The following is a 24,233-nucleotide window of genomic DNA, read 5'->3' as shown; positions in this document are numbered from 1 at the left end:
GCATTGATCAAAACAACTACAACCTGGAGTCAACTATGAGCAATATGTTTGCGATCAGTTTGACCTTTATCGCCTATCTGGCGGTGATGCTATGGATTGGTGTCTGGGCGTATCGCCGTACCACCAACTTGTCAGACTACATCATTGGTGGTCGTTCCCTGGGGCCTTGGCCATCGGCACTGTCTGCCGGTGCTTCGGATATGTCCGGCTGGCTGTTGCTGGGCTTGCCCGGCGCTGTCTATGCCTCGGGCTTGGGTGCTTCCTGGATCGCCATCGGCCTGTTGGTCGGTACCTACCTGAACTGGTTGGTGGTGGCACCGCGTCTGCGCGCTTATTCCCAAGCCGCGTCCGACAGCCTGACCTTGCCGCAGTATTTCAGCAATCGCTTTGAAGACACGGTGTGGATTCGCGTTATCGCCGCCTTCTTCATTTTGCTGTTCTTCCTGTTCTACACCAGCTCCGGTCTGGTGGCCGGCGGCAAGCTGTTCGAGAGCGTCTTCGGTCTCGACTACACCCTGGCCGTCACCATCGGTACGCTGGCGGTGGTTTCCTACACCCTGTTCGGTGGTTATCTGGCGGTTTCCTGGACGGACCTGGTGCAAGGTCTGCTGATGGCCGCGGCGCTGATTCTGGTACCGATTGCCGCGCTGATTGCCGTCGGTCAGGGTCCGGTTGGCGTACTGACCGATACCAACCCCAATATGCTCAGCATGTTTACCACTCCGGATGGCAGCACTTTGGGTGCCATGGCGATTATCTCGTCACTGGCCTGGGGCCTGGGTTATTTCGGTCAGCCGCACATTCTGGCGCGTTTCAAAGGCATTAAAAGCCGCGCAGAAGTGCCGACCGCGCGGCGCATTGCCGTAACCTGGACCTTTATCGGTATGGCCGGCGCACTGCTGGTGGGTATCGCTGGTAATGGCTATTTTGAAACCCCGCTGGCCGACGCTGAAACCGTCTTTATCAGCCTGGTGCAGGGCATCTTCCACCCACTGGTGGCGGGTATTTTGTTGGCGGCTATTCTGGCGGCCATTATGTCCACCGCCGATTCCCAGCTGCTGGTTTCTTCGTCAGCCTTGACCGAAGATTTCTACAAGTCGCTGTTCAATAAAGACGCTGACCCGCAGTTGCTGGTCAAGATCGGTCGTGCGGCTGTGGTGGTGATTGCCATCGTCGCCTGGCTGTTTGCGCTGAACCCGGACAGCAGCGTGCTGAGTCTGGTGTCTTATGCCTGGGCTGGCTTTGGTGCGGCCTTCGGTCCGGCGGTAATTCTGTCGCTGTACTGGCCACGCATGAACCGCGCTGGCTGCCTGACCGGCATCATCGTTGGTGGTTTGACCGTGGTGATCTGGAAGCAACTGTCTGGCGGTTTGTTCGATATGTACGAAATCGTACCGGGCTTTATTCTGTCGACCCTGGCTATTGTCATTGTTAGCCAGATGACGGCAGAACCGTCCAAAGAAATGGCCGCGACTTTTAAAGAAGTGAATGGCTGATATCTTTATGACCGGCTGATGTTTTCAGCCAAACAAAAGGGCGCTTCGGCGCCCTTTTTTATGGTTTCTAGTGCGGAATTTATGCGCTGCCGTGCATCCAGCTGCCCAGCAAATACACCAGATAATAACCCAGCGTATAAGCCGGAATAAGCAACCAGATGGATGCCAGGTGCGATTTGAAGGTCAGTTCTTTGACCTTGCTCATGGCGACGATACCCGCGGCTGAACCGATGACCAGCAGCGAACCACCGGCGCCTACGGCGTAGGTCAGGCCCATCCAGGCGGTAGCGTCCATATCGATATCGGACTTCAGCAAGGCGGCTGTCAGCGGGACGTTGTCGACCAGAGCCGAAACAAAACCGATGACGTAGTTAGCAATAAAGGACGGCGCTTCGCTGTACTGATGCGCGATCATTTCCAGCACAGCAATTTCCTTGAGCATGCCCACCAGCAACAAGATACCCAGGAAGAACAGCAGCGTTTCGAACTCGATGGTGCGAATAAATTCGAGAATCTGATCTTCGTCGTCGTTGAAAAAGCGCGACACCAAAAACATTACCGACAGGCCGCACAAAAAGGTCAGCGCCGGTGGTAATTGATAGAGCGCGTTGCCGATGATGGTGGCGAAAATGGTCAGCAAGAAGATGGCGGCGATGATCATGTCGACACGGCGCACATCGTGGCGGTTTTGTTCGATCACTACGCGACCGCTCAGACCAAACGACAGCATAAAGGCCAGCGCCATCACAGCAATAAATGCCGGTGCGCTCAGCGACAGCAAGTCGGCGATACCAATTTTACCGGCCAGGAAAATCATCAAGGTGGTGACATCGCCGGTAATCAAGGCGACACCGCCGGAGTTGACCGCGAAGATCACCAGGGTGGCAAAACGCACAGTCTTTTTCGGTTCCAGTTTTAACGACAACACCAGCGTCATCGATACCAGGGTGGCGGTGATATTGTCGGCCAGAGAACTGAACACGAAGCAGAAAATGGCGGTGAGAAACAGCAGCGCTTTTTCGCTGACTTCCTTGGGCATGAACAGGTAGATCAGGTTTTCGATCATGCCTTTTTTGTTCAGGTAGGCAACGAAGGTCATGGTTGCCACCAGGAATAACCAGAGGTTGGCGATCTCGCCCAGGTTCTCGCTGAAGTTCCGCGTGACGTCGGCAACGGCCGCCGGTGTGTCGGCAAAGACGTACAACAACACCCAGGCGACGGTACCGAAAAACAAGGTGACCTTGGCTTTATTGACGTGCGTGACTTCTTCCAGAATGACGCCCAACAAAGCCAGAACGGCCAGGGCAATTAACACAGGTGATAATAATTCAGGCATAAGGTGACGGTCCTGCTAGCAACATTAAACCGACACAGTGCCGTGCTGAAGGCGGCGCTTGGCAGCCAGAGTCGAATGGCATTCCAGAGGTCACGATGAAGAAGTCCAGAAGGCAAACAACGCCGTTTGCCAGCGGCCGTCGGCGAATACCGCGGTGCTGTGCCGATAACCAAGAGAGGATAAGGCGCGCGGATTATACGCAAGGCGCGGGTGGAAATCACTCCGCTGAACTGTGTCAAAGCGTTGCACCGGCGGCAATGATGCGTTGGGCAGAGTTGGCTTTCCCTGTCTCCAACCCGCCGGTAAGCTACTGCCTTTTCGCGCTGGGAGTGGTTGTGACCAAAGCAATCTTTTTAAGCTGGCTATCGGCACTGGCATTGGTGGTGTTGCCCTGGTCATTGGGCTCAGTGGTGCCGACGCAGCTGATTAATGAACTGGGCGCGCTGGAGCACAGCGGGCGCTCTCTGGCCAATGGCATCTTCCTGCTCAGTGGTGCTTTTTGGATGGGTACGGTCGAAGCCGTGCGCAAACAGCTGGAACCACAACGTCTGGATGCCTGGTTGCGTTTTGGCACCATTGCCTTTGCTGCCAGCCTGATTGGCCGCATGGTTTTTCCCTGTGATCTGAACTGTCCGCTGGATGGCTCAGTCACTCAATTAGTGCACAACACCCTGGTGTGGGTGCTCTACGCCGGTGCGCTGATTGTCGGTTGGCGCTTGCCGAATCTGAATCTAACGGTCGTCTTGCTGAAAGGTCTTCTGCTGGCCTGCTTTGTGCTGTTGCAATGGGCGTTCTGGCACCGCGACTGGTGGCCGGGGCTGTGGCAGCGAGGCTATGAAGCGAGTTTCGCCGTGTTGTGGGTGATCTGGGTGCATGACCTGGGACGCGCTGCAAGCGCTAAGGCTCATCAATGATCGAACGTATTGCCGCCATCGTTGTACCGATTTTTCTGGTGGTTTTGGTGGGTTATCTGTACGGGCGACGCCATGCGCCGGATATGGAAGCGGCCAACCGCATCAATATGGATGTGTTTACGCCCTTCCTGATTCTGAGTGTGTTCGCTTCCCGGCCCTTGGAGTTGGGTCAGTTCGGCCCTTTGGCATTGGCGGCTATTCTGGTGACCTTGTTACCCGGCCTGCTGGCCTGGCCTGTAGGACGCATGATCGGTGCCCAGTGGAAGACCTTTGTGCCGCCGATGATGTTTCGTAACAGCGGCAATATGGGGTTGCCGTTGTTCCTCTTTACCTTTGGTGAGCAATATATGCCGGTGGCGGTGATCTTATTCATCGTTGAAAACACCCTGCATTTCACCGTTGGGATGTGGCTGCTAAACCCGCGTACTCATTTGCTGGCGGTACTGAAAAACCCCATGATTCTGGCCGCGGTGGGCGGCTTATTGATCGCCGGTTTCGACATCAGCCTGCCGGACTGGTTGGTACGCTCACTGCAATTGCTGGGCGATATAGCAGTGCCTTTAATGTTGTTTTCGCTCGGTGTTCGCCTGGTCAAACTCGATTTGAGTGGCTGGCGCATTGGTATGATCAGTGCCATCGCCGCGCCGATATTGGGCCTGCTGATTGCCTGGCCGCTGGTGTTGATGTTCGACCTGCCGCCGGTGCAGGCCGGCATGTTATTGCTGTTCGGCGCTTTGCCGCCGGCGGTGTTAAATTATCTGGTTGCTGAACGCTATAACCAGCAACCGGACCAGGTTGCTGCCATGGTGTTGTTTGCCAATGCCGCCAGTCTGGTGGTGATGCCGCTGGTGTTGGCCTGGGTACTGGCTGGAGTTTGAATCATGATGCATCGAGCCAAGGCGTTTCTGGCGCAGGCGGATTTAACCGATCTGGCCGCCATTGAACGTTTTGTACTGCAGCACAAACCCGATGACGGTCCGGTCTGGGTCTTTGGTTATGGTTCGTTGATCTGGAATCCGGAGATGGCGGTGGTCGAAGATCAACCCGCCAGCCTGGCGCATTACCGTCGCGAAATGTGCATCAAAGCAACGGTACATCGTGGGTCACCTGAGCGCCCTGGCCTGGTTTTGGGGATTCGCCATCAGCCTGGTGGCAGTTGTGAAGGCCACGCTTTTCGGCTCGACGAACAGCAGTTGCAGGCATCCTTGCAGCGTTTGATTGCACGCGAATTGGTCACTGACTGTTATATCCCGATGTGGTTATCTATTGATCTATCTGATGGACGCAGCGTTGCAGCTCTGACCATGGTGGTGAATGAAGGCCATCCGCAGGTTGTGCAACCAAGTCTGGATAACAAGGTGGAGATGATTCGCCATGCCACTGGTGGCCGTGGCTCCAGCCGGGATTATTTGCTGAATATGGCGCGGCATTTAGCGGAAAATAATATCCGCGATGCCGAAATTGAGACGCTGGTATTGCGATTGAAGTCACAGGACGGGCAGGATAACAGCGGCTCTTAAACCGCTGTACGATTCAGCTATTGACAGTATTGCTCGAATTAATTCGAATAGCGGGGTTTTAGGGAATAACTTTCTTGGGGAAACGCCCCGGTTTGCGATGTTCAAGGAGTGAATGTCGTTAGCAGTACCGAGGCTCTTGTATCAATTATTTATACAGGAGTACGGAATGGATACTAATACTGATACCACCAGACCGGCAGGGACAGCCGACACCGTTGCAATGATGCAACAGAATGTGCAACGCGGCATCGAACACACCCCTCCCGATTATTTTGTCCAATTTCTGGCCCTGGCCGATATAAAAATCAATGGCGACCGGCCATGGGATATCCAGATATACAACACCAACTTCTATAAACGCATTCTCCGCGATGGCTCTGTTGGCCTGGGAGAATCTTATATGGATGGCTGGTGGGATTGTGCGCAGCTTGATGAAATGTTCACTCATATATTGGGGGCTCATTTGGATGAGCGTGTTCCTGGGCTGGCCAAATTGAAGTTGGTGTTCAGTGCGGTGGCTTTCAAACTGTTCAATTTCCAGAGTATTAAACGCGCCTTTCATGTTGGTGAGGCTCATTACGATATTGGCAACGACCTCTATCGACGTATGCTTGATCCGCGCATGATCTATAGCTGCGGCTATTGGGCACAGGCCGACAACCTGGCCGATGCTCAGACGCACAAACTCGACCTGATCTGTCGCAAGCTCAAGCTGGAGCCGGGCATGAAGTTGCTCGACATCGGTTGTGGTTGGGGTGGCCTGGCTGCTTATGCTGCAGAGAATTACGGCGTAGAAGTCACCGGTGTAACCATTTCCCGCGAACAGCAGAAGTTGGCGTGTGAGAACGTTCAGGGGCTGCCGGTGGAAATCATCCTCCAAGACTATCGTATGCTGACTGGGCATTATGATCGCATTGTTTCAGTGGGGATGTTTGAGCACGTGGGTGTAAAAAATTATCGCACCTTCTTTAATAAAGTGACTGAATTATTGAGTGATAACGGCATCTTTTTGTTGCACACCATCGGCGACGAATACACGACCAAGGCGCCTGAACCCTTTATTCATAAGTATATTTTCCCCAATGGAAAAGTGCCCTCGCGTAAAGAAATAACCAAAAATAGTCTTGATCTTTTACGTCTGGAAGACTGGCATAATTTCGGGCCTGATTACGATAAAACGTTGATGGCATGGGCAAAAAATATCGATGCAGCCTGGGATGATTTGCCCGAGTACGACGAACGTTTCCGGCGTATGTGGCGATATTATTTGCATGCCTGTGCCGGCTATTTTCGTTCGCGCCAGGGTCAGCTGTGGCAACTGGTATTTACCCAGTTAAATGACTGGAGTGAGTATCGCAGCGTGCGCTAGTTTCTGGTCCTTTCACGCAGACGTTTGTCTACCAGAATGCGAGTGGAAATTTCTTCGATCGATAATTGAGTGGTATCGATAAAGGGAATGCCGAAGCGCTTAAACAGCGCTTCGGTCATTCGCACCTCATCTTCGCATTGTCTTAATGAAGCATAATCACTGTCGGCTTTGCGGCCATGCCGGATTTGATGCAGCCGGCGTGGCGCAATGGTCAATCCATAGAGTTTATCGCGATGGCTTTGCAGCACCGGTGGCAATTTGGGGTGATCAAAGTCATCCATCGTCAGCGGGTAATTGGCCGCATAAACATTGGCCTGTAAGGCCAGGTAAATACTGGTGGGTGTCTTACCGGAACGCGATACGCCGACCAGAATTATATCGGCCTGATCGTAATGCTGAGTGCGCCGGCCATCGTCGTTCTCCAGCGCAAACTGCATGGCATCGATGCGTCTTTGATAACGCCCCTGATGCGCCGATACCTGGGGTCGTCCAATGCGAATATTGGCCGGTTGGCCGAGCAGCTTTTCGAGCGGTGACAGAAAGGTAGAGATGACATCCACCACATGAGCATCGCTGGCATGGATCACCGCCCGTACTTTGGGGTCGATAATGGTTTCCACGATGATCGGTTGCAGGCCACTGTTACGGGCATTGCGGGCGATGCGATCGACCGCATTACGCGCTTTGGTTTCGGTGTCGATAAAGGACATGACCGTTTCGTTAAATTCCACTCCGTCGAAATGCGATAACAAACTGTAACCAACGGTCTCGGCGGTAATGCCGGTGCTGTCGGAAATGAAGTAAATAGAACGGGCGACCATGACAAATCCTTCCATTGACTGACGCAGATCAGACAGTAGCGCTCTTGCTGAGCTATTGTCATCTATAGAAAGTTACCATCGTTATTCGAATGACGAATGGCGAACATTCAACGAAAAAATGCCTGGATTGATCGGGCTGACCGCTAGAGTAGTGCACTATAAGAACAACACGGCCATCCAGGCGGGAGGGTAAGCAGATGGATTTTGTCATTGATTTCAAACATCTCGGTATTGGTGATGTCGGTCAGGTCGGCGGCAAGAATGCGTCCCTGGGCGAGATGATCAGTAACCTGGCGGATGCCGGTGTCTCAGTACCCGGCGGCTTTGCGACAACGGCCGATGCCTATCGTGAATTTCTGCAATATGAAGGCCTGAAAGGACGCATCGACGCCACTCTGGCAGCGCTGGATGTCGACGACGTTGAAGCCCTGGCGCGCGCCGGCAAGCAGATACGCGCTGAAGTGATGGAAGCGCCGTTCCCGGAGAAACTGGAAGCCGCAGTGCGCGCCGCTTACGCCGAACTGAGCGAGGCAAATCCGAACGTTTCGGTCGCGGTGCGCTCCTCTGCCACCGCCGAAGATTTACCCGATGCCTCCTTTGCCGGCCAGCAGGAAACCTTTTTGAACATCAGCGGTATCGAGGCGGTGTTGCAGGCGATCAAGGAAGTCTTTGCCTCGCTGTTTAACGACCGTGCCATCGCTTACCGCGTGCATAAAGGTTTTGATCACAGTCTGGTCGCGCTCTCTGCCGGTGTGCAGCGCATGGTGCGGTCTGACATTGGCGCTTCGGGTGTGATGTTCACCATCGATACCGAATCCGGTTTCGATCAGGTGGTGTTTATCACCGCAGCCTACGGCTTGGGCGAAACCGTAGTGCAGGGCGCGGTTAACCCGGACGAATTTTATGTCCACAAGCCAGGACTCAAAGCCGGCCATGACGCCATTTTGCGGCGCAATTTAGGCTCCAAACTGATCAAGATGATCTACGGCGAAGCCACTGAAACCGGTCGTTCCGTTGAGACCGTTGAGGTGCCGGAAGACGAGCGCATGCGCTTTGCCATCAGCGACGACGAAGTACAGGAACTGGCGCGCCAGGCGATGACCATTGAGCAGCATTACGGCCGCCCGATGGATATCGAATGGGTGCTCGATGGCAGCGATGGCCAGTTGTATATCGTCCAGGCCCGGCCGGAAACGGTGAAAAGTCAGGGTTCGGCAACGGTGATCGAACGCTATGCGCTGAAAGAGCACGGCAAGGTGCTGATTGAAGGTCGTGCCATTGGGCAGCGCATCGGCAGCGGCCCGGTTAAGGTGATACATGACCTCGGTGAAATGCATAAGGTGCAGGCCGGCGATGTGCTGGTCACCGATATGACCGACCCGGATTGGGAGCCGATCATGAAACGGGCTTCCGCCATCGTCACCAATCGTGGCGGTCGCACCTGTCATGCGGCGATCATTGCGCGTGAGTTGGGCATACCGGCGGTGGTCGGTTGTGGTGATGCCACCGAGCGGCTGAGCAGCGGCATTGAAGCGACGGTTTCCTGTGCTGAAGGTGATACCGGTCGGGTCTATGCCGGCTTGCTGGATTACAACGTCGACGAGAGTGATTTATCGGCGATGCCGGAATTGCCGTTCAAGGTGATGATGAATGTGGGTAACCCGGATCGCGCTTTCGATTTCCGCTCGCTGCCCAATGCGGGCGTGGGTTTGGCGCGCTTGGAATTCATCATCAATCGGATGATCGGTGTGCATCCCAAAGCTTTGCTGAACTACGAAGATGTGCCGGTGGAGGTGCGTGAAAGCATTGATCATCGTATGGCCGGTTATCCCAGCCCGGTGGAATTCTACGTCGAGAAAATCGTCGAAGGCGTGGCGTCGATTGCTGCTGCCTTTTACCCGAAACCGGTGATCGTACGCTTGTCCGATTTCAAATCGAATGAGTATGCGCATCTGGTCGGTGGCTCGCTGTATGAACCGGCGGAAGAAAATCCGATGATCGGTTTCCGCGGTGCCTCACGCTATGTTGCCGACAGTTTCCGCGATTGTTTTGAGCTGGAATGTCGCGCCATGAAGCGGGTGCGTGAGCAGCTCGGTCTGGATAACGTCCAGTTGATGGTGCCCTTTGTGCGCACCGTCGAAGAGGGCCGTCAGGTGGTTGAGTTGTTGGCGCATAATGGGCTGAAGTCGGGCGAGGCTGGCTTGAAAGTCATCATGATGTGCGAGCTGCCGACCAATGCTTTGTTGGCCGACGACTACCTAAAATACTTCGATGGCTTTTCCATCGGCTCCAACGATTTAACTCAGTTGACCCTGGGTTTGGATCGCGATTCCGGCCTGGTGGCGGGCAGCTTTGACGAGCGCGATGCAGCGGTAAAAAGCTTGATGAGTATGGCGATTCAGGCCTGTCGCAAGCAGGGAAAATACATCGGTATTTGTGGCCAGGGCCCGTCGGATTATCCCGACTTTGCCGAGTGGCTGATGAACGAAGGCATTGAATCAGTCTCACTGAACCCGGATTCGGTGCTCGATACCTGGCTGTATTTGGCCGAACACGTCAAAAAAGGCTGAGGCTTAGATCGGCCCAGACGGGTCGATGATCCGAGGCGGTGCGAACCGCCTCGGCCAGTTCGCCATCGGTGGGCCAAAAGACGCCGGCCTGTTCCAGCTGGAATTCCGTTGAGGGCAATACATAGTCGGCTCTGAGTCCCCAGTCGGCGGTTTGTCGGCCATTGCCTTTGGGCCAGCGTTGTTGCGCGCCTGGGCTTCGCGGTTTTGGGTCTTGCAGTCGGGCGTGGTTGAGCAATTCTTGAATGGCACCCAGGCTGTCGCCGGCTTCCGGGTCGGCGTTCAGATCGCCGGCAATAACAAAGGCCGCGTTATCCGCCAGCCCGCCGTTACCACCTTGATCGTCGGTCAGGGTTTTCGAATCAGTCTTGGTATTCAGATATTCCACCCAGAAACGAATTTCCTCGTTGTTGCGATGGGCGTTGCGTCGCTCCGGCCCGTCGAACGCTGGTGGCGTTGGATGGCTGACTAATAGATGGAAAGGCCTGCCCGGCGCCTGAATCACCAAATCCCAATGCGACTTGCTCGACAGTCGCAGCACGGCGAGATCATCGTTGCGGTAAAAATCCGAGCCGTCGGCTTGTTTGGGCAGGCTGGCGCCCGGCAGGTCGCGCCACAAAAAATGCTGAAAGGTCCGGCTGGCAGATAAGTCGATGGGCCAGCGCGATAACACCGCCATGCCATATTGGCCGGGGAAGTCGCCGAAGCCCAAAGGGGTGGTTTCTTGTTGGCCGTCTTTGACCAGATCACGGCCGGAATCGACGCCGGTATTGACCGCTGCGAAATAGCGATGCGGGTAATCCAGGCCGGCCGGTCGCAGCCAGCGTTCGGCTAACAAATCCAGGTTGGTTGCATCGCTGTCGCGATCAACTTCGTTGAGCACCAGCACATCGGCTTGGAGCGCCTGTATTACCTTAACCAGCGCGCGCAATTGCGCACTGCCGGCGCCTTTGAGTTCGGAGGTGAGCGCTGTGGCTGAGCGTCGATTCAGCGCCACGTTATAGCTGGCCAGGCGCAGTCGATCAGTCATTCAGCAGCCAGCTGGCCAGGTCTTCGATACGTTGAATCTGGCGCGTTGGTGGTTCCAGATCGGCCGGTACCGTGGGGGTTAGCCAGGCGGTATCCCAGCCGTAATTGCGGCCGCCCTGGATATCGGTTTCGTAACGGTCGCCGACCATCAAAACTCGGTCGCGTGCCGGTGAACCCATGGACAGGCTCATGGCTTCGAAGATGCGTGGATCAGGTTTACCGACGCCGACGTCTTCGGACACCACCAGTGCACTGATCAAGGGCGCCAAACCGGAGTGTTCCAACCGAGGTCGCTGGACCCGGGTCAGGCCGTTGGTCAGCACCGCCAGGCTGGCGTGTTCGGCCAAGCGTTGCAGCGTGTCCAAGGTGCCGGGCAGTAAGGTGGAACCTTCGGCCAGAAAGTCGAGGAAACGCTCGGCCCAGGGCTCGGCTGCTTCATCGACACCGACTTCATCGAACAGCCGGCGAATGCGCATCAGCTTGATGGCGTCGGGGCGAATGGCACCGCGTTCCATTTCCTGCCAGAGGTGTCGGTTGATGCCCGAGTAGAGTTCGCGGTGTTCGGCGGTATCGGCCAGGCCGATGCCGGTGAGCAGGCGACCAATGGCGTGCTGTTCAGCCTGGCCGAAGTCAAAGAGGGTGTCGTCGGCGTCGAAGACGATCCAGTCGTAGCGCATCGAGGATCCTGATCGGTAAACAGATGGCGGTATTAGAGCAAATCACTGCCGCCGACGACAGCTTGAAAAATTGCGGCGCAAGGCTCGGAGTGAGGGCGCTTGCTGGTCGCATTAGTCTGGGTCAAGATCGCTGAACTCAGGAGATAGGATGATGACTGTTACCGCTGACTCGCTCGATGACCAACGCTGGACGGCCATCGTTGAACGCCGTTTCGATAGCCTGGCGCCATTTTTTTATGCCGTCATCACCACCGGTGTGGTGTGCCGACCGGGCTGCTCATCGCGCCGGCCACTGCGCGAGAATGTACGCTTTTTCGATTCGCTGGCGGCTGCCGAAGCCGCGGGTTTTCGTCCCTGCAAGCGCTGTCGGCCGGATGCCCTGACACCCGAACAGCAGCAGCGCCAGGCCTTGGTAGCCATCTGCCGGCGGCTGGAAAATGAAGATCCAACACCGACGCTGGCTGATCTGGCTGCCGATCTGGAGCTGAGCCAATGGCATTTTCAGCGGCTGTTTCGCCGGCTGATGGGCGTAACCCCGCATCAGTATGCGACGGAGTTCCGCGCCGGTCGTCTGAAAAGCGCTTTGAAGACCGCCGCCAGCGTTACCGAGGCCAGCTATGCCGCGGGCTACGGTTCCAGCAGTCGTTTGTTCGAGGCGGCACGGGCGCGGCTGTCGATGTCACCCTCCGATTACCGCCGTGGTGCACCGGGGCAGCGATTGCATTATGGGCTGGCGCCTTGTCATCTGGGCTGGGTGGGTGTGGTCGCCAGCGAACGAGGCGTTTGTGGCATCGAGCTGGCCGATGACGCCGACAGTCTGCTTGAGCGTTTGCAGCACACCTTTGCCAAGGCCGAGTTGATTGCCGCCGGTGATGCCTTCGATGACTTGTTGGCGCAGGTGGTGGCCTTTCTGGCGCAGCCGGAACTGGATCTGGACTTGCCGCTGGATATTCAGGGCACGGCCTTTCAGTGCCAGGTCTGGCAGGCGCTGCGCACTGTACCAGCCGGTCAGACATTGAGTTATGCCGAGTTGGCAGCGCGTTTAGGCCGGCCCGAGGCCAGTCGCGCCGTCGCCGGTGCCTGCGCTGCCAACAAGCTGGCGGTGGCGGTGCCCTGCCATCGAATCACTCGTGCCGATGGTTCGATCAGCGGCTATCGCTGGGGCGTTGAGCGCAAGCGAAAATTACTGGATCAGGAAGCCAAGGCCGCCGATCAGGCTTGAACTGGGTGGCGCTGAGCCCGACACTTAAGCAGCTTCTGAATAACCATTAGCTGCGCTTTAAGGAGCCTCGCCATCAAGGCTAGTGATCAACTCGACCTCGGCTTGCGTTGGCTCGATGCCGACCCCGATTTTCAGCCTGGACCAGTCACTGACTGGTCCACTTTTTTGCAGCAGGCGCGGGCGTTACCCAGTCAAAGGCGTCTGCGGTTGGTGCGCTACTGGCCTGTCCTGGCGGCTGTTAATGGCGTGCTGGCGATGATCGGTGTGAATGTCTGGCCCAGTGGCGGTATTCATCTGCTCGGATTTTTGGCGCTGTTTTGGTTGTTACCGCTGTTGCTGTGGTGTTGGCAATCCACCGCGCTGTTGAGCGCCAATCGGGCGCCCTGGTGGCGGCCTTTGCTGACTCGTCATCAGGACCGGGTGATCGGCTTGTGGTGCGCGCGTCAGTCACTGCTGGCTCAGCTGACCTTTACCCTCGCTGCTTTGGCGACCCTGTGGCTAATGCTGCTCAGCCGTGAAGTTGTGTTTTATTGGAGCACCTCTGTTCCGGCGGTCAGTGGCTTTATGGATGAGGGATTGGCACTGCTGACGCTGGGCTGGCTGGACGCACCGGACCCGTTGATCATCAGTGCCTCTCAGGCCGGAAGTGTCTCTGGCTGGCAACAATCCCTGCTGGATTTTTCCTATTACTGGGCCGCCTGGCTTAGTCAGGTGGTGGCGCTCTGGGTGTTGTTACCGGTGGTTTTATTGCTGCTGGTCTTTCAACTGCGCTTCAACACCGCCTTGCGGCACTGGCCGCAGCATAATCATCAATTACGTGCCCGCTTCCAGATGCCGTCCGACCAGGCGGTGCGTTATCAGGCGCTGGATGCCGCTGACGTCGTGGCGACTCCGCCGGTAACGCCGCTTGAAGAACAGCATTTCGTCCCGGACCAGCCGGGATTTATCTGGCAGCTGGTAGCGGGTCCTGAACCCGCCAACGGCTGCATTCGTCTGGGCTCAGTGTCGCAACGTGAGGATGAACGCCTGGTGGCCGAACGGGCGCAGTCGTTGTCGGCCTGGTACTGTCCGGCAGGCTTGGTGCCGACCGGTGATCTGGCGGATCTGTTGCTGCAACATCGTCAGGCTGGCGGGAGGCCCCGGCTGTATTTGCTGGCCCGGCGCGGCGAGTCATTTGAGCCGCTAAACCTGGCGCTTAACTGGCGTAGCTTTATTGAGCGGCATCAATTGGCCGATTTGCCAGTGACTCTGTGCTGGACGGGGGCGGGCCATGACTGACGTCAAAGCACCCCGTTTTGCCGTGGTGGGTCATCCCAATCAGGGCAAGTCCAGTCTGGTGTCGACCCTGGTGCAGGACGATCATATTGAGGTGAGTCCGGTCAGTGGCACCACCCTGAGTGCGCATCGCTATCGGTTATTGCTCGGTGATCGGACGCTGTATGAGCTGGTCGATACGCCCGGCTTTCAGCGTGCGCGGCAAATCCTGGATTGGTGCAACGAACGCGCAGCGGATGCGTCCGAACGTCCGGCCTTGCTGGCTGCTTTTGTTGACCAGCATCGGGATGATCCGCGTTTTAGTGATGATTGTGCGTTGCTGGAACCGATCTTAAAGGGCGCCGGTATCGTCTATGTGGTCGATGTCAGCCAGCCGTTCAGTGCGCTCTTTGATGCCGAGCTTCAGTTATTGTCCTGGACTGCCCAGCCACGTTTGGCGTTGCTCAATCCCATTGGCAATGATCGTCATGCCGATCAGTGGCAACGAGCGTTAAGCCAGTATTTTTCTCTGGTGCGTCGCTTTGATCCGCTGGTGGCGCCTTTTGATCAGCATCTGGCGTTACTGCGGTCGCTGGCCGAGGTGCATCCACCCTGGCGCGAAGCCCTGCTTCAGGGCGTTGATGCGCTGGCTGAGCAACGCCAACAGCGCCACGATCAGGCGGCCGAGGCTTTGCTATTGTATTTCGAGCGACTGTTTCGGTTGCAATTGCAACTGCCCATGGCCGGGCCTCGCGAGCAGATTCGCGCGGCGGGTCTGGCGCAGTACAACCAGGCTTTGCAGCGGCTGGAGCAGGGACTGCGCCAACGTCTGGCGGACATCTATGGTCATCACGACCTGGACTGGCGCAGTGAATGGCCGGCGCTGGCGCAAGAGGATTTAACCGATGCTCGCGAGTGGCGCGTCTGGGGCTTGTCACGCGCGCGCTTGGCATCGCTCAGTGGCGCTGCCGGTGCTATGTCGGGTTTGGCGGTCGATGCGGCGGTCGGTGGCTCCTCTTTGTTGCTGGGCGCGATCAGTGGCGGTGTTCTGGGCGGACTGGCCGGTGGTTTTGCCGGTCGCGATGGCGTTACTTTCCAGTGGGTTTCTCGTGTTCCGGGTTACGAGCACTGGCAGTTGGGGCCGATTGCTAATCTGGACTTTGCGCTGGCGATGATCGGACGTGCCTTGCGCTGTTGGTATCAACTGCGCCAGCGCAATCATGCCCGGCGCGATGCGCTCAGCCTGGCCGAGGCTGACTTTAATACCTGGCTCAGCGGCCTGGAGCGCAAGCAGCAGGTGCAATGGCTGTATTGGGTGCGCCGGCTGATGAAGCGGTCGCTCAATGAAGCCGAGGTGGAGCAATTCACGGCGTTGATCTCAACAATAGGGTATCAAATGGATATTCTTTTGAATGAGAGTTACGGCAAAAGGAATTAAATATAAATACTCTGCTAGAATGCATTCGAATGCAGGTTGGAGTCTGAAACGTGACTACCATCGTGATAATCCTGGTCATAGTGGCGTTGGCCCTGCTCTGGTTTCTGGGCCCACGGCCCAAGGTCGTATTGGAGTGGCTGATTGAAGAGCTGCCGATCGAGCTGGATCAACTGCCGGCCTGGTTAAAACGCAGTGAGGCCGCCTTTAATGTTGTACCAGGTGGCGAAAAGACCATCGACTTTGCCGATCCCGATCATCCGGCACAGACCGAATATGTGGTGCTCTATATTCATGGTTTTTCCGCCACACGTCAGGAGCTGGCGCCGATTCCACAACAGGTGGCACAGTCACTGGGCGCCAATTGCTATGGCGCCCGTTTAAGCGGTCACGGTGTTGGTGGTGATGCCTTGGGCGAGGCCACGGCTGGTGACTGGTTGAAAGATGCGGCTGAAGCCTGGCAGATTGCGTCCCGGTTAGGGCGTAAGGTGATCATTCTCAGTTGTTCGACCGGCGGTACCCTGGCGACCTGGTTGGCGCAACAACCCAGCGCCCAGGACAAACTGGCTGCCCTGGTTCTGGTATCGCCGAATTTTAAGATCCGGCTCTGGGCGGCCAGAATGTTCACCTGGCCCTGGTCGCGTCATTGGCTGCCCTATGTCGCTGGCAGTTATCGTGAGGTAGAAGCGCCCAATGAGTTTGTTGCCCGTTATTGGACACTGCGCTATCCAACCAAGGTGCTGCACGAATTGCAGGCGTTGGTGCAGGCTATTCAGCGCAGCGATATGCAAAAAGTGACCGCTCCAACACTTTTTATTTACAGCGATTTTGACCAGGTTGTGGACAGTCGCTATACCGATAAGGTGTATCAGCGCTGGGGTGCCAAGCGCGAGCGCATCAAGGTGGAAGAACTGGTTGGACATTCCAATCATGTGATCGCAGGAGATTTACTGGCACCGGAAAACACCGCCAAAACCCGACAGGAAATTCTGGCGTTTTTAGCGCGTCAGGGTATTCGCGGTTAGGTTTTTCATGGCAAAAAAAACGGCCCCGAAGGGCCGTCTTTTTAATGCGTCAGACTATTAGAATTGCATGCCGACGGTGAAGTAAGGACTGTTCGGGTGAGCACCGCCTTCCAGGAAGAGGGTGGTGTTGTTGATCAGAATATTCAGACCCACTTCTGCGGCCAGACCAAACTCACCATCATTTTCGAAGCTGATACCTGGACCTAAGCTGCCATACAGACCCAGGCCATACTCGATGTCGATCAATACGCCCATAGACAGGTCGGCACCGACAGCAGGGTTGTCGGAAAAGCCCGCACCCAATTCCAGTTCACCGTAGGTGTTCAGGCCGTTGCCAGACAGGGCAGGGATGTTGATCGGGAACCCCATGGCACCGTTAACACCCAGGGCGCCATCGTAACTGGCGACACCCAGTTCGGTACCGCCACCACCAGCCTGGGCGGTGCCGGCCAGCGTGAGGGTTGTCAGTACTGCGGTAAATGCCAGTTTCTTCATGTTGCGACTCCTTAACGATAAGAATCAAGAACGAAGCAACAAGTCTAGACACCTTTACCGACAGGTTGAAGCCCGTAACCGCTGGGATGAGAACAAGTTCCTGATGCTTGCGAGACCTTTACGTCTTGCTTAAAATCCGCGTCCTTAATTTAAACCCCTCACTTTGGCTCTGAATTTACGGTTCAGTCCGCTGGAGAAAAATCGATGACCGCACCTATTGTCGTGACGGCGCTGTACCATTTTGTGCGCCTGGACGATCACACCCAATACCGTCAACCCTTACTGGAGCTGATGGAAGCCCGCGAAATTCGTGGCACCTTGCTGTTGGCCAGTGAAGGCATCAACGGCACCGTCGCCGGTACTGAAACGGCGATCACCGAACTGCTCGACTGGTTAAAGTCGCAGCCGCCCTTTGCCGGGCTCAGCCATAAAGAATCGCGTTGCGCTGAGATGCCGTTCTATCGCACCAAGGTGAAGCTGAAAAAAGAAATCGTCACCATGGGCGTGGAAGGTATCGATCCTCGTCATATTGTCGGCACCTATGTGAAACCCCAAGACTGGAATGCATTGATCAGCGATCCGGAGGTTTTGCTGATCGATACCCGTAACGATTACGAAGTGGGCATCGGTACTTTTGAAGGCGCGGTTAATCCCAATACCCAGACCTTCCGCGAGTTTCCCGATTACGTTGAGCGTGAGCTGGATCCGCAACGTCATACCAAGGTTGCGATGTTCTGCACCGGCGGCATTCGCTGCGAAAAGTCGACCGCTTTTTTGAAGGAAAAAGGCTTCGATGAGGTCTATCACCTCGAAGGTGGCATCCTGAAATATCTGGAAGAAGTGCCCGAAGCTCAGTCGATGTGGCGCGGTGAATGTTTTGTCTTCGATAACAGAGTGACCGTTGGCCATGGTTTGAAACCGGGCAATTACGATCAATGTCACGCCTGCCGCCGACCCATTTCAGCGATCGACAAAGCCCATGCGCATTTCGAGGCGGGCGTCAGTTGCCCGCATTGTTATGACGAGGTGACCGAGGAACGTCGCCAGCGCTTTATCGAACGCGAACGCCAGGTGCAATTGGCGCGGGCGCGCGGTGAACATCATATCGGTGAAGATGCGCGTCGCGATATTGCCCAGCGTAAGGCGGAAAAAGAAGCGGCCCGGCTAGCGCAACGCGAACAGTCTTGAGCGCTTAACTGAAAGCTTGGGTGAAAGAAGGCTGGGCGCCTTCTTCCACTGTTCGATCAAGCGTACCAGTTTGCCGGGTCGTCCTGACCGAACTGATAAACAATCACCGAGTGATAGGTTTCGCCCGGACGCAAAATAGCATTCGGGAAATGCTCGTGATTATTGCTGTCCGGCCATTGGCCCGGTTCAAAACAAAAAGCGCCATGACGTAAATAACGCTGATGAGCATTCTTCGGCGTACCGCCGAGAAAATTGCCGCTGTAAAACTGCACGCCCGGCTGGTTGGAAAAACATTTCAGCCAGAAACCGGTGACGTTATTGCGCGCTTCGGCTTGCAGCACGGCTTCATCCAGCGTGGCATCGGCGATGATGAAATTGTGGTCATAGCCGCCGGCGCGCAATAAGGATTCGTCTTCGAGCGTTGCCAGTCTGGGGCTGACATCGGTCCAATGACGCAGATCCATCACACTGTTGTCGACCGGCAGAATCTGCCCGGTTGGCAGCGCAGTTTCGTCGGCTTCGGCATAGCGATCGGCGTGGATGCGGAATTCGTGGTTTTTCAGTTCGCCGGAAAGATCGCCGCCGAGATTAAAGTAGGCATGGTTGGTCAGGTTCAGCAGTGTTGGCTGATCGGTTTGTGCTTTAAGGTCGATCGATAACCGGTTGTCCGGCAATAACTGAATGCTTTGCACAATGTCGACGGCACCGGGATAACCGGCATCGCCATCGGGCGAGTGCAGCCTTAGCACCAGGGTTGGAATGCCGTCTTCCAAAGACAGGCGCGAATCCCACAGCCGTTGTCCAAAACCCTGGCTACCGCCGTGCAGGTGGTGGGGTGCGCCGTTGGTTTCCAGTTGCAGTGCTTTACCATCGACTTCGGTTCGGCCATGGCCGATGCGGTTGGCGACCCGACCCACGGTGGCACCCAGGCTGGCGCGTTGTTCGAGAAACGCCTCGAGGGTATCGCAACCGAGCACCAGCTCCGTTCGTTCACCCTGCCAGGGCAGAGAGAAGCCAATCAGCGCCGCGCCGTAGTTGGTGAACCGCGCGTGCGCGCCGGCACCGTTGCGCAGATGGTATTCCAGCACGTCCTGGCCATCGTCGAGTTGGCCCCAAACTTCTTCGGCAATCAGCGTGTTGTCAGACAAGATCGGCTCCTGAGAATGACTGAAGGCGCATTGTGTAAGCTGGCTTTAACCAAGTCCAGCCAGACTAGAAAGCGCCATCGACCGGCTGACAAACATAGGCGACCGGCGCCGGCTTGCGGCCATCTGGATAGCCGCGCTCAACCACCGCCAAGACGGTATCGACCTTGGCGCGCGGCACCACAGCCACCATGCAACCACCAAAGCCACCACCGGTCATGCGTACGCCACCGACACCTTGCAGTGCCTGGGCGACGGCATCGACCAGTTCATCGATGGCCGGCAACGTGATTTCAAAGTCGTAACGCATGGAGGCGTGGCTGGCGGCCATCAGTTCACCGATGGCTTGCCAGTCACTGTTTTCCAGCGCTTCGACCATCGACAGAGTGCGCTCATTGTCGGTCAGAATATGACGCGCCCGACGAGCGGTAACCGCCGGCAATTCGGCGTGATGGCTGATCAGATCTTCCGGACGGGCATCGCGCAGACTGGCCACACCGAGAATATGAGCCGCCTGTTCGCACTGCTGGCGACGGCTGTTGTATTCGCTGTCGACCAGACCGCGCTGAATGCGCGAATTGATCACCACGATGGCCGCGTCGGCGGGCAGTCGAACCGGGCGGATATCCAGTGAGCGGCAGTCGATTAACGTGGCGTGTCCATCCAGACCACAGGCTGACACCAGCTGGTCCATGATGCCGCATTGAATGCCGACGAATTCGTTTTCCGCCCGCTGGCCGAATCGGGCGGCGCCTGGGCCATCGAGCGACTCGCCACTGAAACCGGTTAAGGCGCGGGCGGTCGCCACTTCCAAAGAAGCCGAGGAGCTTAGGCCGGTGCCTTGAGGAATGTTGCCATGTATAAGCAGATCGGCGCCGCTGAGTTGGTAACCAGAACTGAGCATCACCTTGCAGACGCCGCGCAGGTAATTGGACCAAGGCGCTTTGGGATCGCGTTCGATGGGTTCGTCAAGACTGAATTGTGACCAGCTTTCACCCTGATCCAGCGCGCAGAGGCGAATAATCCGATCCTTGCGCGCCCGCCCGGCCAGGCAGGTGTAAAAATCGATCGCCGCCGGCAGCGCGAAGCCATCATTGTAATCGGTATGTTCGCCGATCAGATTCACTCGGCCGGGCGCCAGAAAGCTGGCTTCGGCCGGCATTTGGAACAGTCGCTCGAAGGCAGTTCGGGTTTCGATAGCCAAAGGATTCATGCACTGCGCTCCCGGAAATGACGGTCGCTAACCGCGCGTAAACGTTCGGCCGCCTGCTCAGGTGTCAGGTCACGCTGGGCTTCGGCCAGCATTTCATAGCCCACCATAAATTTGCGCACCGTGGCGCTGCGCAATAAGGGTGGAAAGAAATGAGCGTGGACTTGCCAGTGGTCGTTGTCTTCGTCGTCGCAAGGCGCGCCGTGCCAGCCCATGGAATAGGGAAAGCTGGTTTGAAAGAGGTTGTCGTAACGACTGGTCAGGCGTTTGAGCAGGTCGGCCAGGCTGTCTTTTTCAGCATCGCTCAGTTCGTCCAGATGACGACGATGAGTCAGCGGCAGCACCAGGCTTTCGAATGGCCAACTGGCCCAGTAGGGCACGACAGCGATCCAGTGGTCGTTCTGCACCAGGGTTCGGGCGCCGTCTTTGGCTTCACGCAAGGCATAGTCGAGCAGCATGGGTCGTTGATGTTCGTCGCTATAGCTGCGCTGGCATTGATCTTCGCGTGCCGGCAGTGATGGCAAGCTGGCGTTGGCCCAGACCTGACCGTGCGGGTGCGGCTGGGAGCAACCCATCAGCGTGCCCTTGTTTTCGAACAGCTGCACCCAGCGGTAGCGTTGACCCAGATCGGTCAACTGGTCGATCCAGGTATCGACCAGTGCACGTATGGCAGGCAGCGGCAATTCTGGCAAGGTAAGGCTGTGATCTGGGCTGTAACACAAGACGCGGGCAACACCGGCTTCAGGACGGGCACGCATTAGCGGGTCGTCGGCGTTGTCTGATTCGCTGGTTGACTCGGGCATCAGGGCGCCGAAATCGTTTTCGAATACGTAGGTATCCTGATAGTGGGGATTGGTTTCTCCACTGATGCGTTCATTACCCGGACACAAATAACAGTTCGGCTCGTAGCTCGGCTGGACGGCGTTGTCTGGAACTTCGGTCTGACCTTGCCAAGGGCGCTTGGCACGGTGGGGTGAGACCAGTATCCAGTCATCAGTCAAAGGGTTGTAGCGGCGATGCGGATGATCCTGTGCATCGAACTGTGGCGCCGTCATGAAGGCCTCCGATATTATTTTTGGCTCAGTCTAAGTCATTTGAAAACGTTTTCAAGTGGCTCGAATGCCAGCCGTTGTGTCGCCCTTGGAAAGCGGTCAGACTGTGGCTCGGTTTTATCAACAGAGGACGGCTGTTTGTCGACCATTAAAGACGTTGCCGCTCAGGCAGGAGTCTCGATTTCCACGGTTTCACGGGTTATCAATCACCCCGATTCCGTCGTTCCCGATAAACGCCAGGCGGTGTTGGCCGCCATGCAGGCGCTCGACTATCGACCCAATTCGTTGGCGCGGGCGCTGGTCAGTCAGCGTTCCGATTGCGTGGGTCTGGTGGTCGGTGAAATCGACTCGCCGTTTTTTGCGCAATTAATGGCCGGTGTGCACCGGGTGCTGTTGGATGCCGGCAAGCACGTCATCGTGACGGCGGGCTATCACCAGGCCGAACAGGAACGGGAATCCATCCGGTTTTTGCTCGAGCGTCGCTGTGATGCTTTGATCGTTCACGCCAAAGCCCTGCCGGAAGAGGAGTTGGCGACGCTGTTAAAAGGCTCAACGCCGGTGGTGCTGATCAACCATCTGTTGCCCGAGTTCGAAGAGCGGTGTGTTTATCTGGACAACGAAGAGGGCGCTTATCTGGCGACCCGTCATCTGTTGGCGCGTGGCCATCGACGCATTGGTTACATTGGTTCCAACCGAGGCATCGAAGATGGCGCCGATCGTGAGCGCGGTTATCAACGGGCTTTGGCTGAATTTGGGCTTGAGGTAAATCGGCGTGATCAGGTTCGGGCCTTTCCCGATGAGGCCGGCGGACACGATGCGATGGCGGAAGTGCTGAGGCGCAGTCCCGACCTGACCGCTGTTTTTGCCTATAACGATGCCATGGCCGGCGGCGCGATCAATATGCTCAAAGACAGTGGCTGTGCGGTGCCGGAACAGATTTCGGTGGTCGGCTTCGATGACGTTATTCTGGCTCGCCTGCTGTCGCCGCGTTTAACCACGGTGCGTTATCCGATTGGTGAGATGGGCGCGCTGGCGGCGCGTCTGGTGCTGCATGATCTGGATGAGCGATTTCCTGCGGTGGAGCAACCGCGTCGTTTTACGCCGCGTTTGATCGAGCGTCATTCGGTGCGTCAGCTCAGCCCGGGCTTGGATTAAGCAGGTTTTATTGCTGGTTTATCTGTATTTTGCAGAGAAATGATTTGCCTTACCTTGTTTAATCCTGGTTTTTTTCTGTTTGTTCGGTTCAATACAGAACCCCTTTTTGAGGTGGACTTTCTATACTGAAATGGTTGCCTGAGCCCAAACCGGGCCTGGCCAAATCCATTCAACAGGAGAAGGGCTGCGATGAAAGTTGGCGTTCCCAAGGAAATTAAAAACCATGAATACCGCGTGGGGCTGACCCCTTCAGCTGCACGCGAGTTGATCCACCACGGCCATCAGGTTGGCGTTGAAACCGCAGCGGGCAGCGCCATCGGTTTTAGCGACGAGGAATACCAGGCCGCCGGTGTTGAGATTTTGCCCGATGCCGATGCCGTCTTCGACTGGGCCGAGATGATCGTCAAGGTGAAAGAGCCCCAGGCGATTGAACGCAAGAAACTGAAACCCCACCAGACCCTCTTTACCTATCTGCATTTGGCTCCGGACCCGGAGCAAACTCACGATCTGCTCGAATCCGGTGCGGTCTGCATCGCTTATGAAACCGTCACCGATGCGGCTGGTAGATTGCCATTGCTGGCGCCGATGTCCGAAGTCGCCGGCCGTATGTCGATTCAGGCTGGCGCTCACTGTCTGGAAAAAGCTCAGGGTGGCCGTGGTTTGTTGCTCGGTGGTGTGCCGGGTGTGGCGCCTGCCAAAGTTGTCGTTATCGGCGGTGGCGTTGTTGGTCAGAATGCCATCGCCATGGCGGTTGGTATGGGCGCCGAAGTGGTGGTTCTGGATAAAAATATCGATGCCTTGCGCGTCCTGGATCGTCAGTATGGCAATCGTCTGTGCACCCTCTATTCCACCCGCGAAGCTTTGGAGCAGCAGGTTCTGGAAGCTGACTTGGTGATCGGCGCTGTGTTAATTCCTGGTGCCGCAGCGCCCAAGTTGGTGACCGCCGAGTTGATTAAACGCATGAAGCCGGGTGCAGTGGTGGTCGATGTTGCTATCGATCAGGGCGGTTGTTTTGAAACCTCCAAAGCAACGACGCACGCTGAGCCGACTTATGTGGTCGATGAAGTGGTGCATTATTGCGTTGCCAATATGCCTGGCGCGGTTGCCCGGACGTCCACCATGGCACTGAATAATGCCACCTTGCCGTTTACGCTGGCACTGGCCAATAAAGGTATCAAACAAGCCATGATGGATGATGCGCATCTGCTGGCGGGGCTGAATGTGTGTCGCGGTAAACTGACATATAAGAGCGTTGCCGAAGACCTCGGTTTGGAATACCTGAGTGCCGAGGAAGCCTTGCAACTTATCTGAGTTTACTTCGCC

General features: G+C 56.4%; 21 protein-coding genes. 13 read left to right on the top strand and 8 right to left on the bottom strand.

Going from position 1 to position 24,233, the window contains the following annotated elements:
• Positions 1-35: 35 nt before the first annotated feature.
• Positions 36-1,496, top strand: a complete 1,461-nt coding sequence (putP, locus tag ACXAE6_RS16640; RefSeq protein ID WP_475151291.1) for a sodium/proline symporter PutP — start codon at positions 36-38, stop codon at positions 1,494-1,496.
• A gap of 79 nt (positions 1,497-1,575) precedes the next feature.
• On the opposite strand, the gene nhaD is transcribed toward putP, so the two are convergent.
• Positions 1,576-2,832, bottom strand: a complete 1,257-nt coding sequence (gene nhaD, locus ACXAE6_RS16635; protein WP_475151288.1) for a sodium:proton antiporter NhaD — start codon at positions 2,830-2,832, stop codon at positions 1,576-1,578.
• A 335-nt stretch (positions 2,833-3,167) separates the two neighbouring features.
• Here nhaD and ACXAE6_RS16630 point away from each other — a divergent pair, with 335 nt between their 5' ends.
• From ACXAE6_RS16630 to cfa, 4 genes are all read left to right on the top strand, one after another.
• Positions 3,168-3,746, top strand: a complete 579-nt coding sequence (locus ACXAE6_RS16630; RefSeq protein ID WP_475151286.1) for a hypothetical protein — start codon at positions 3,168-3,170, stop codon at positions 3,744-3,746.
• Positions 3,743-4,624: an AEC family transporter gene (locus ACXAE6_RS16625; RefSeq protein WP_475151284.1), complete on the top strand. Its 882-nt coding sequence runs from the start codon at positions 3,743-3,745 to the stop codon at positions 4,622-4,624. Before ACXAE6_RS16630 ends, ACXAE6_RS16625 begins: the two co-directional genes overlap by 4 nt.
• A gap of 3 nt (positions 4,625-4,627) precedes the next feature.
• Positions 4,628-5,266, top strand: a complete 639-nt coding sequence (locus tag ACXAE6_RS16620; protein ID WP_475151280.1) for a gamma-glutamylcyclotransferase — start codon at positions 4,628-4,630, stop codon at positions 5,264-5,266.
• A 166-nt stretch (positions 5,267-5,432) separates the two neighbouring features.
• Positions 5,433-6,635, top strand: coding sequence for a cyclopropane fatty acyl phospholipid synthase (gene cfa / locus ACXAE6_RS16615; protein ID WP_475151276.1), 1,203 nt, complete (start codon positions 5,433-5,435; stop codon positions 6,633-6,635).
• Here the strand turns inward: cfa and ppsR are convergent.
• Positions 6,632-7,456 carry a posphoenolpyruvate synthetase regulatory kinase/phosphorylase PpsR gene (ppsR, locus tag ACXAE6_RS16610; protein ID WP_475151272.1) on the bottom strand — a complete coding sequence of 275 codons (825 nt, stop codon included), beginning with the start codon at positions 7,454-7,456 and terminating at the stop codon, positions 6,632-6,634. The two genes, cfa and ppsR, sit on opposite strands and share 4 nt — an antisense overlap.
• 197 nt (positions 7,457-7,653) lie before the next feature.
• Here ppsR and ppsA point away from each other — a divergent pair, with 197 nt between their 5' ends.
• On the top strand, positions 7,654-10,026 hold the full coding sequence (gene ppsA, locus ACXAE6_RS16605; RefSeq protein ID WP_475151270.1) for a phosphoenolpyruvate synthase: 2,373 nt from the start codon (positions 7,654-7,656) through the stop codon (positions 10,024-10,026).
• Here the strand turns inward: ppsA and ACXAE6_RS16600 are convergent.
• Both ACXAE6_RS16600 and ACXAE6_RS16595 read right to left on the bottom strand, forming a co-directional pair.
• Positions 10,013-11,053, bottom strand: a complete 1,041-nt coding sequence (locus ACXAE6_RS16600; protein ID WP_475151266.1) for an endonuclease/exonuclease/phosphatase family protein — start codon at positions 11,051-11,053, stop codon at positions 10,013-10,015. The genes ppsA and ACXAE6_RS16600 overlap by 14 nt on opposite strands.
• Positions 11,046-11,729: a YjjG family noncanonical pyrimidine nucleotidase gene (locus ACXAE6_RS16595; protein ID WP_475151263.1), complete on the bottom strand. Its 684-nt coding sequence runs from the start codon at positions 11,727-11,729 to the stop codon at positions 11,046-11,048. Before ACXAE6_RS16595 ends, ACXAE6_RS16600 begins: the two co-directional genes overlap by 8 nt.
• Before the next feature lie 148 nt (positions 11,730-11,877).
• Here ACXAE6_RS16595 and ada point away from each other — a divergent pair, with 148 nt between their 5' ends.
• The 4 genes from ada to ACXAE6_RS16575 all read left to right on the top strand — a co-directional run bounded on the left by ada (position 11,878) and on the right by ACXAE6_RS16575 (position 16,665).
• Positions 11,878-12,951, top strand: coding sequence for a bifunctional DNA-binding transcriptional regulator/O6-methylguanine-DNA methyltransferase Ada (gene ada, locus ACXAE6_RS16590; RefSeq protein WP_475151259.1), 1,074 nt, complete (start codon positions 11,878-11,880; stop codon positions 12,949-12,951).
• A 210-nt stretch (positions 12,952-13,161) separates the two neighbouring features.
• On the top strand, positions 13,162-14,229 hold the full coding sequence (locus ACXAE6_RS16585) for a DUF2868 domain-containing protein (protein ID WP_475151257.1): 1,068 nt from the start codon (positions 13,162-13,164) through the stop codon (positions 14,227-14,229).
• A complete protein-coding gene (locus ACXAE6_RS16580) occupies positions 14,222-15,643 on the top strand; it encodes a GTPase/DUF3482 domain-containing protein (RefSeq protein WP_475151255.1) in 1,422 nt (473 codons plus the stop codon). Before ACXAE6_RS16585 ends, ACXAE6_RS16580 begins: the two co-directional genes overlap by 8 nt.
• Positions 15,644-15,693: 50 nt before the next feature.
• The gene (locus ACXAE6_RS16575; RefSeq protein WP_475151251.1) at positions 15,694-16,665 is read left to right on the top strand and encodes an alpha/beta hydrolase; all 972 of its coding nucleotides are present in this window, start codon (positions 15,694-15,696) and stop codon (positions 16,663-16,665) included.
• Positions 16,666-16,722: 57 nt separating this feature from the next.
• On the opposite strand, the gene ACXAE6_RS16570 is transcribed toward ACXAE6_RS16575, so the two are convergent.
• The gene (locus ACXAE6_RS16570) at positions 16,723-17,160 is read right to left on the bottom strand and encodes a hypothetical protein (protein WP_392803404.1); all 438 of its coding nucleotides are present in this window, start codon (positions 17,158-17,160) and stop codon (positions 16,723-16,725) included.
• Between the two features lie 204 nt (positions 17,161-17,364).
• Here ACXAE6_RS16570 and trhO point away from each other — a divergent pair, with 204 nt between their 5' ends.
• Positions 17,365-18,348 carry an oxygen-dependent tRNA uridine(34) hydroxylase TrhO gene (gene trhO, locus ACXAE6_RS16565; protein ID WP_475151248.1) on the top strand — a complete coding sequence of 328 codons (984 nt, stop codon included), beginning with the start codon at positions 17,365-17,367 and terminating at the stop codon, positions 18,346-18,348.
• A 56-nt stretch (positions 18,349-18,404) separates the two neighbouring features.
• Here trhO and ACXAE6_RS16560 read toward each other — a convergent pair whose 3' ends face one another.
• The 3 genes from ACXAE6_RS16560 to ACXAE6_RS16550 form a co-directional block, all read right to left on the bottom strand.
• Complete coding sequence (locus ACXAE6_RS16560) at positions 18,405-19,496, bottom strand: aldose epimerase family protein (protein ID WP_475151244.1); 1,092 nt, start codon at positions 19,494-19,496, stop codon at positions 18,405-18,407.
• A gap of 64 nt (positions 19,497-19,560) precedes the next feature.
• Positions 19,561-20,706 carry a galactokinase gene (galK, locus tag ACXAE6_RS16555; protein WP_475151241.1) on the bottom strand — a complete coding sequence of 382 codons (1,146 nt, stop codon included), beginning with the start codon at positions 20,704-20,706 and terminating at the stop codon, positions 19,561-19,563.
• A complete protein-coding gene (locus tag ACXAE6_RS16550) occupies positions 20,703-21,758 on the bottom strand; it encodes a UDP-glucose--hexose-1-phosphate uridylyltransferase (protein WP_475151238.1) in 1,056 nt (351 codons plus the stop codon). The genes galK and ACXAE6_RS16550 overlap by 4 nt, the downstream gene beginning before the upstream one ends.
• 135 nt (positions 21,759-21,893) lie before the next feature.
• On the opposite strand from ACXAE6_RS16550, the gene ACXAE6_RS16545 reads away from it, so the two are divergent.
• Positions 21,894-22,910, top strand: coding sequence for a LacI family DNA-binding transcriptional regulator (locus ACXAE6_RS16545; RefSeq protein ID WP_475151234.1), 1,017 nt, complete (start codon positions 21,894-21,896; stop codon positions 22,908-22,910).
• A gap of 189 nt (positions 22,911-23,099) precedes the next feature.
• On the top strand, positions 23,100-24,221 hold the full coding sequence (gene ald / locus ACXAE6_RS16540) for an alanine dehydrogenase (protein WP_475151231.1): 1,122 nt from the start codon (positions 23,100-23,102) through the stop codon (positions 24,219-24,221).
• Positions 24,222-24,233 lie beyond the last annotated feature (12 nt).

It is taken from the genome of Saccharospirillum sp. ABV4_185, from assembly GCF_056159245.1.
Note: the sequence above shows the minus strand (reverse complement) of the source record. Positions and strands in the feature narration are given on the sequence as shown.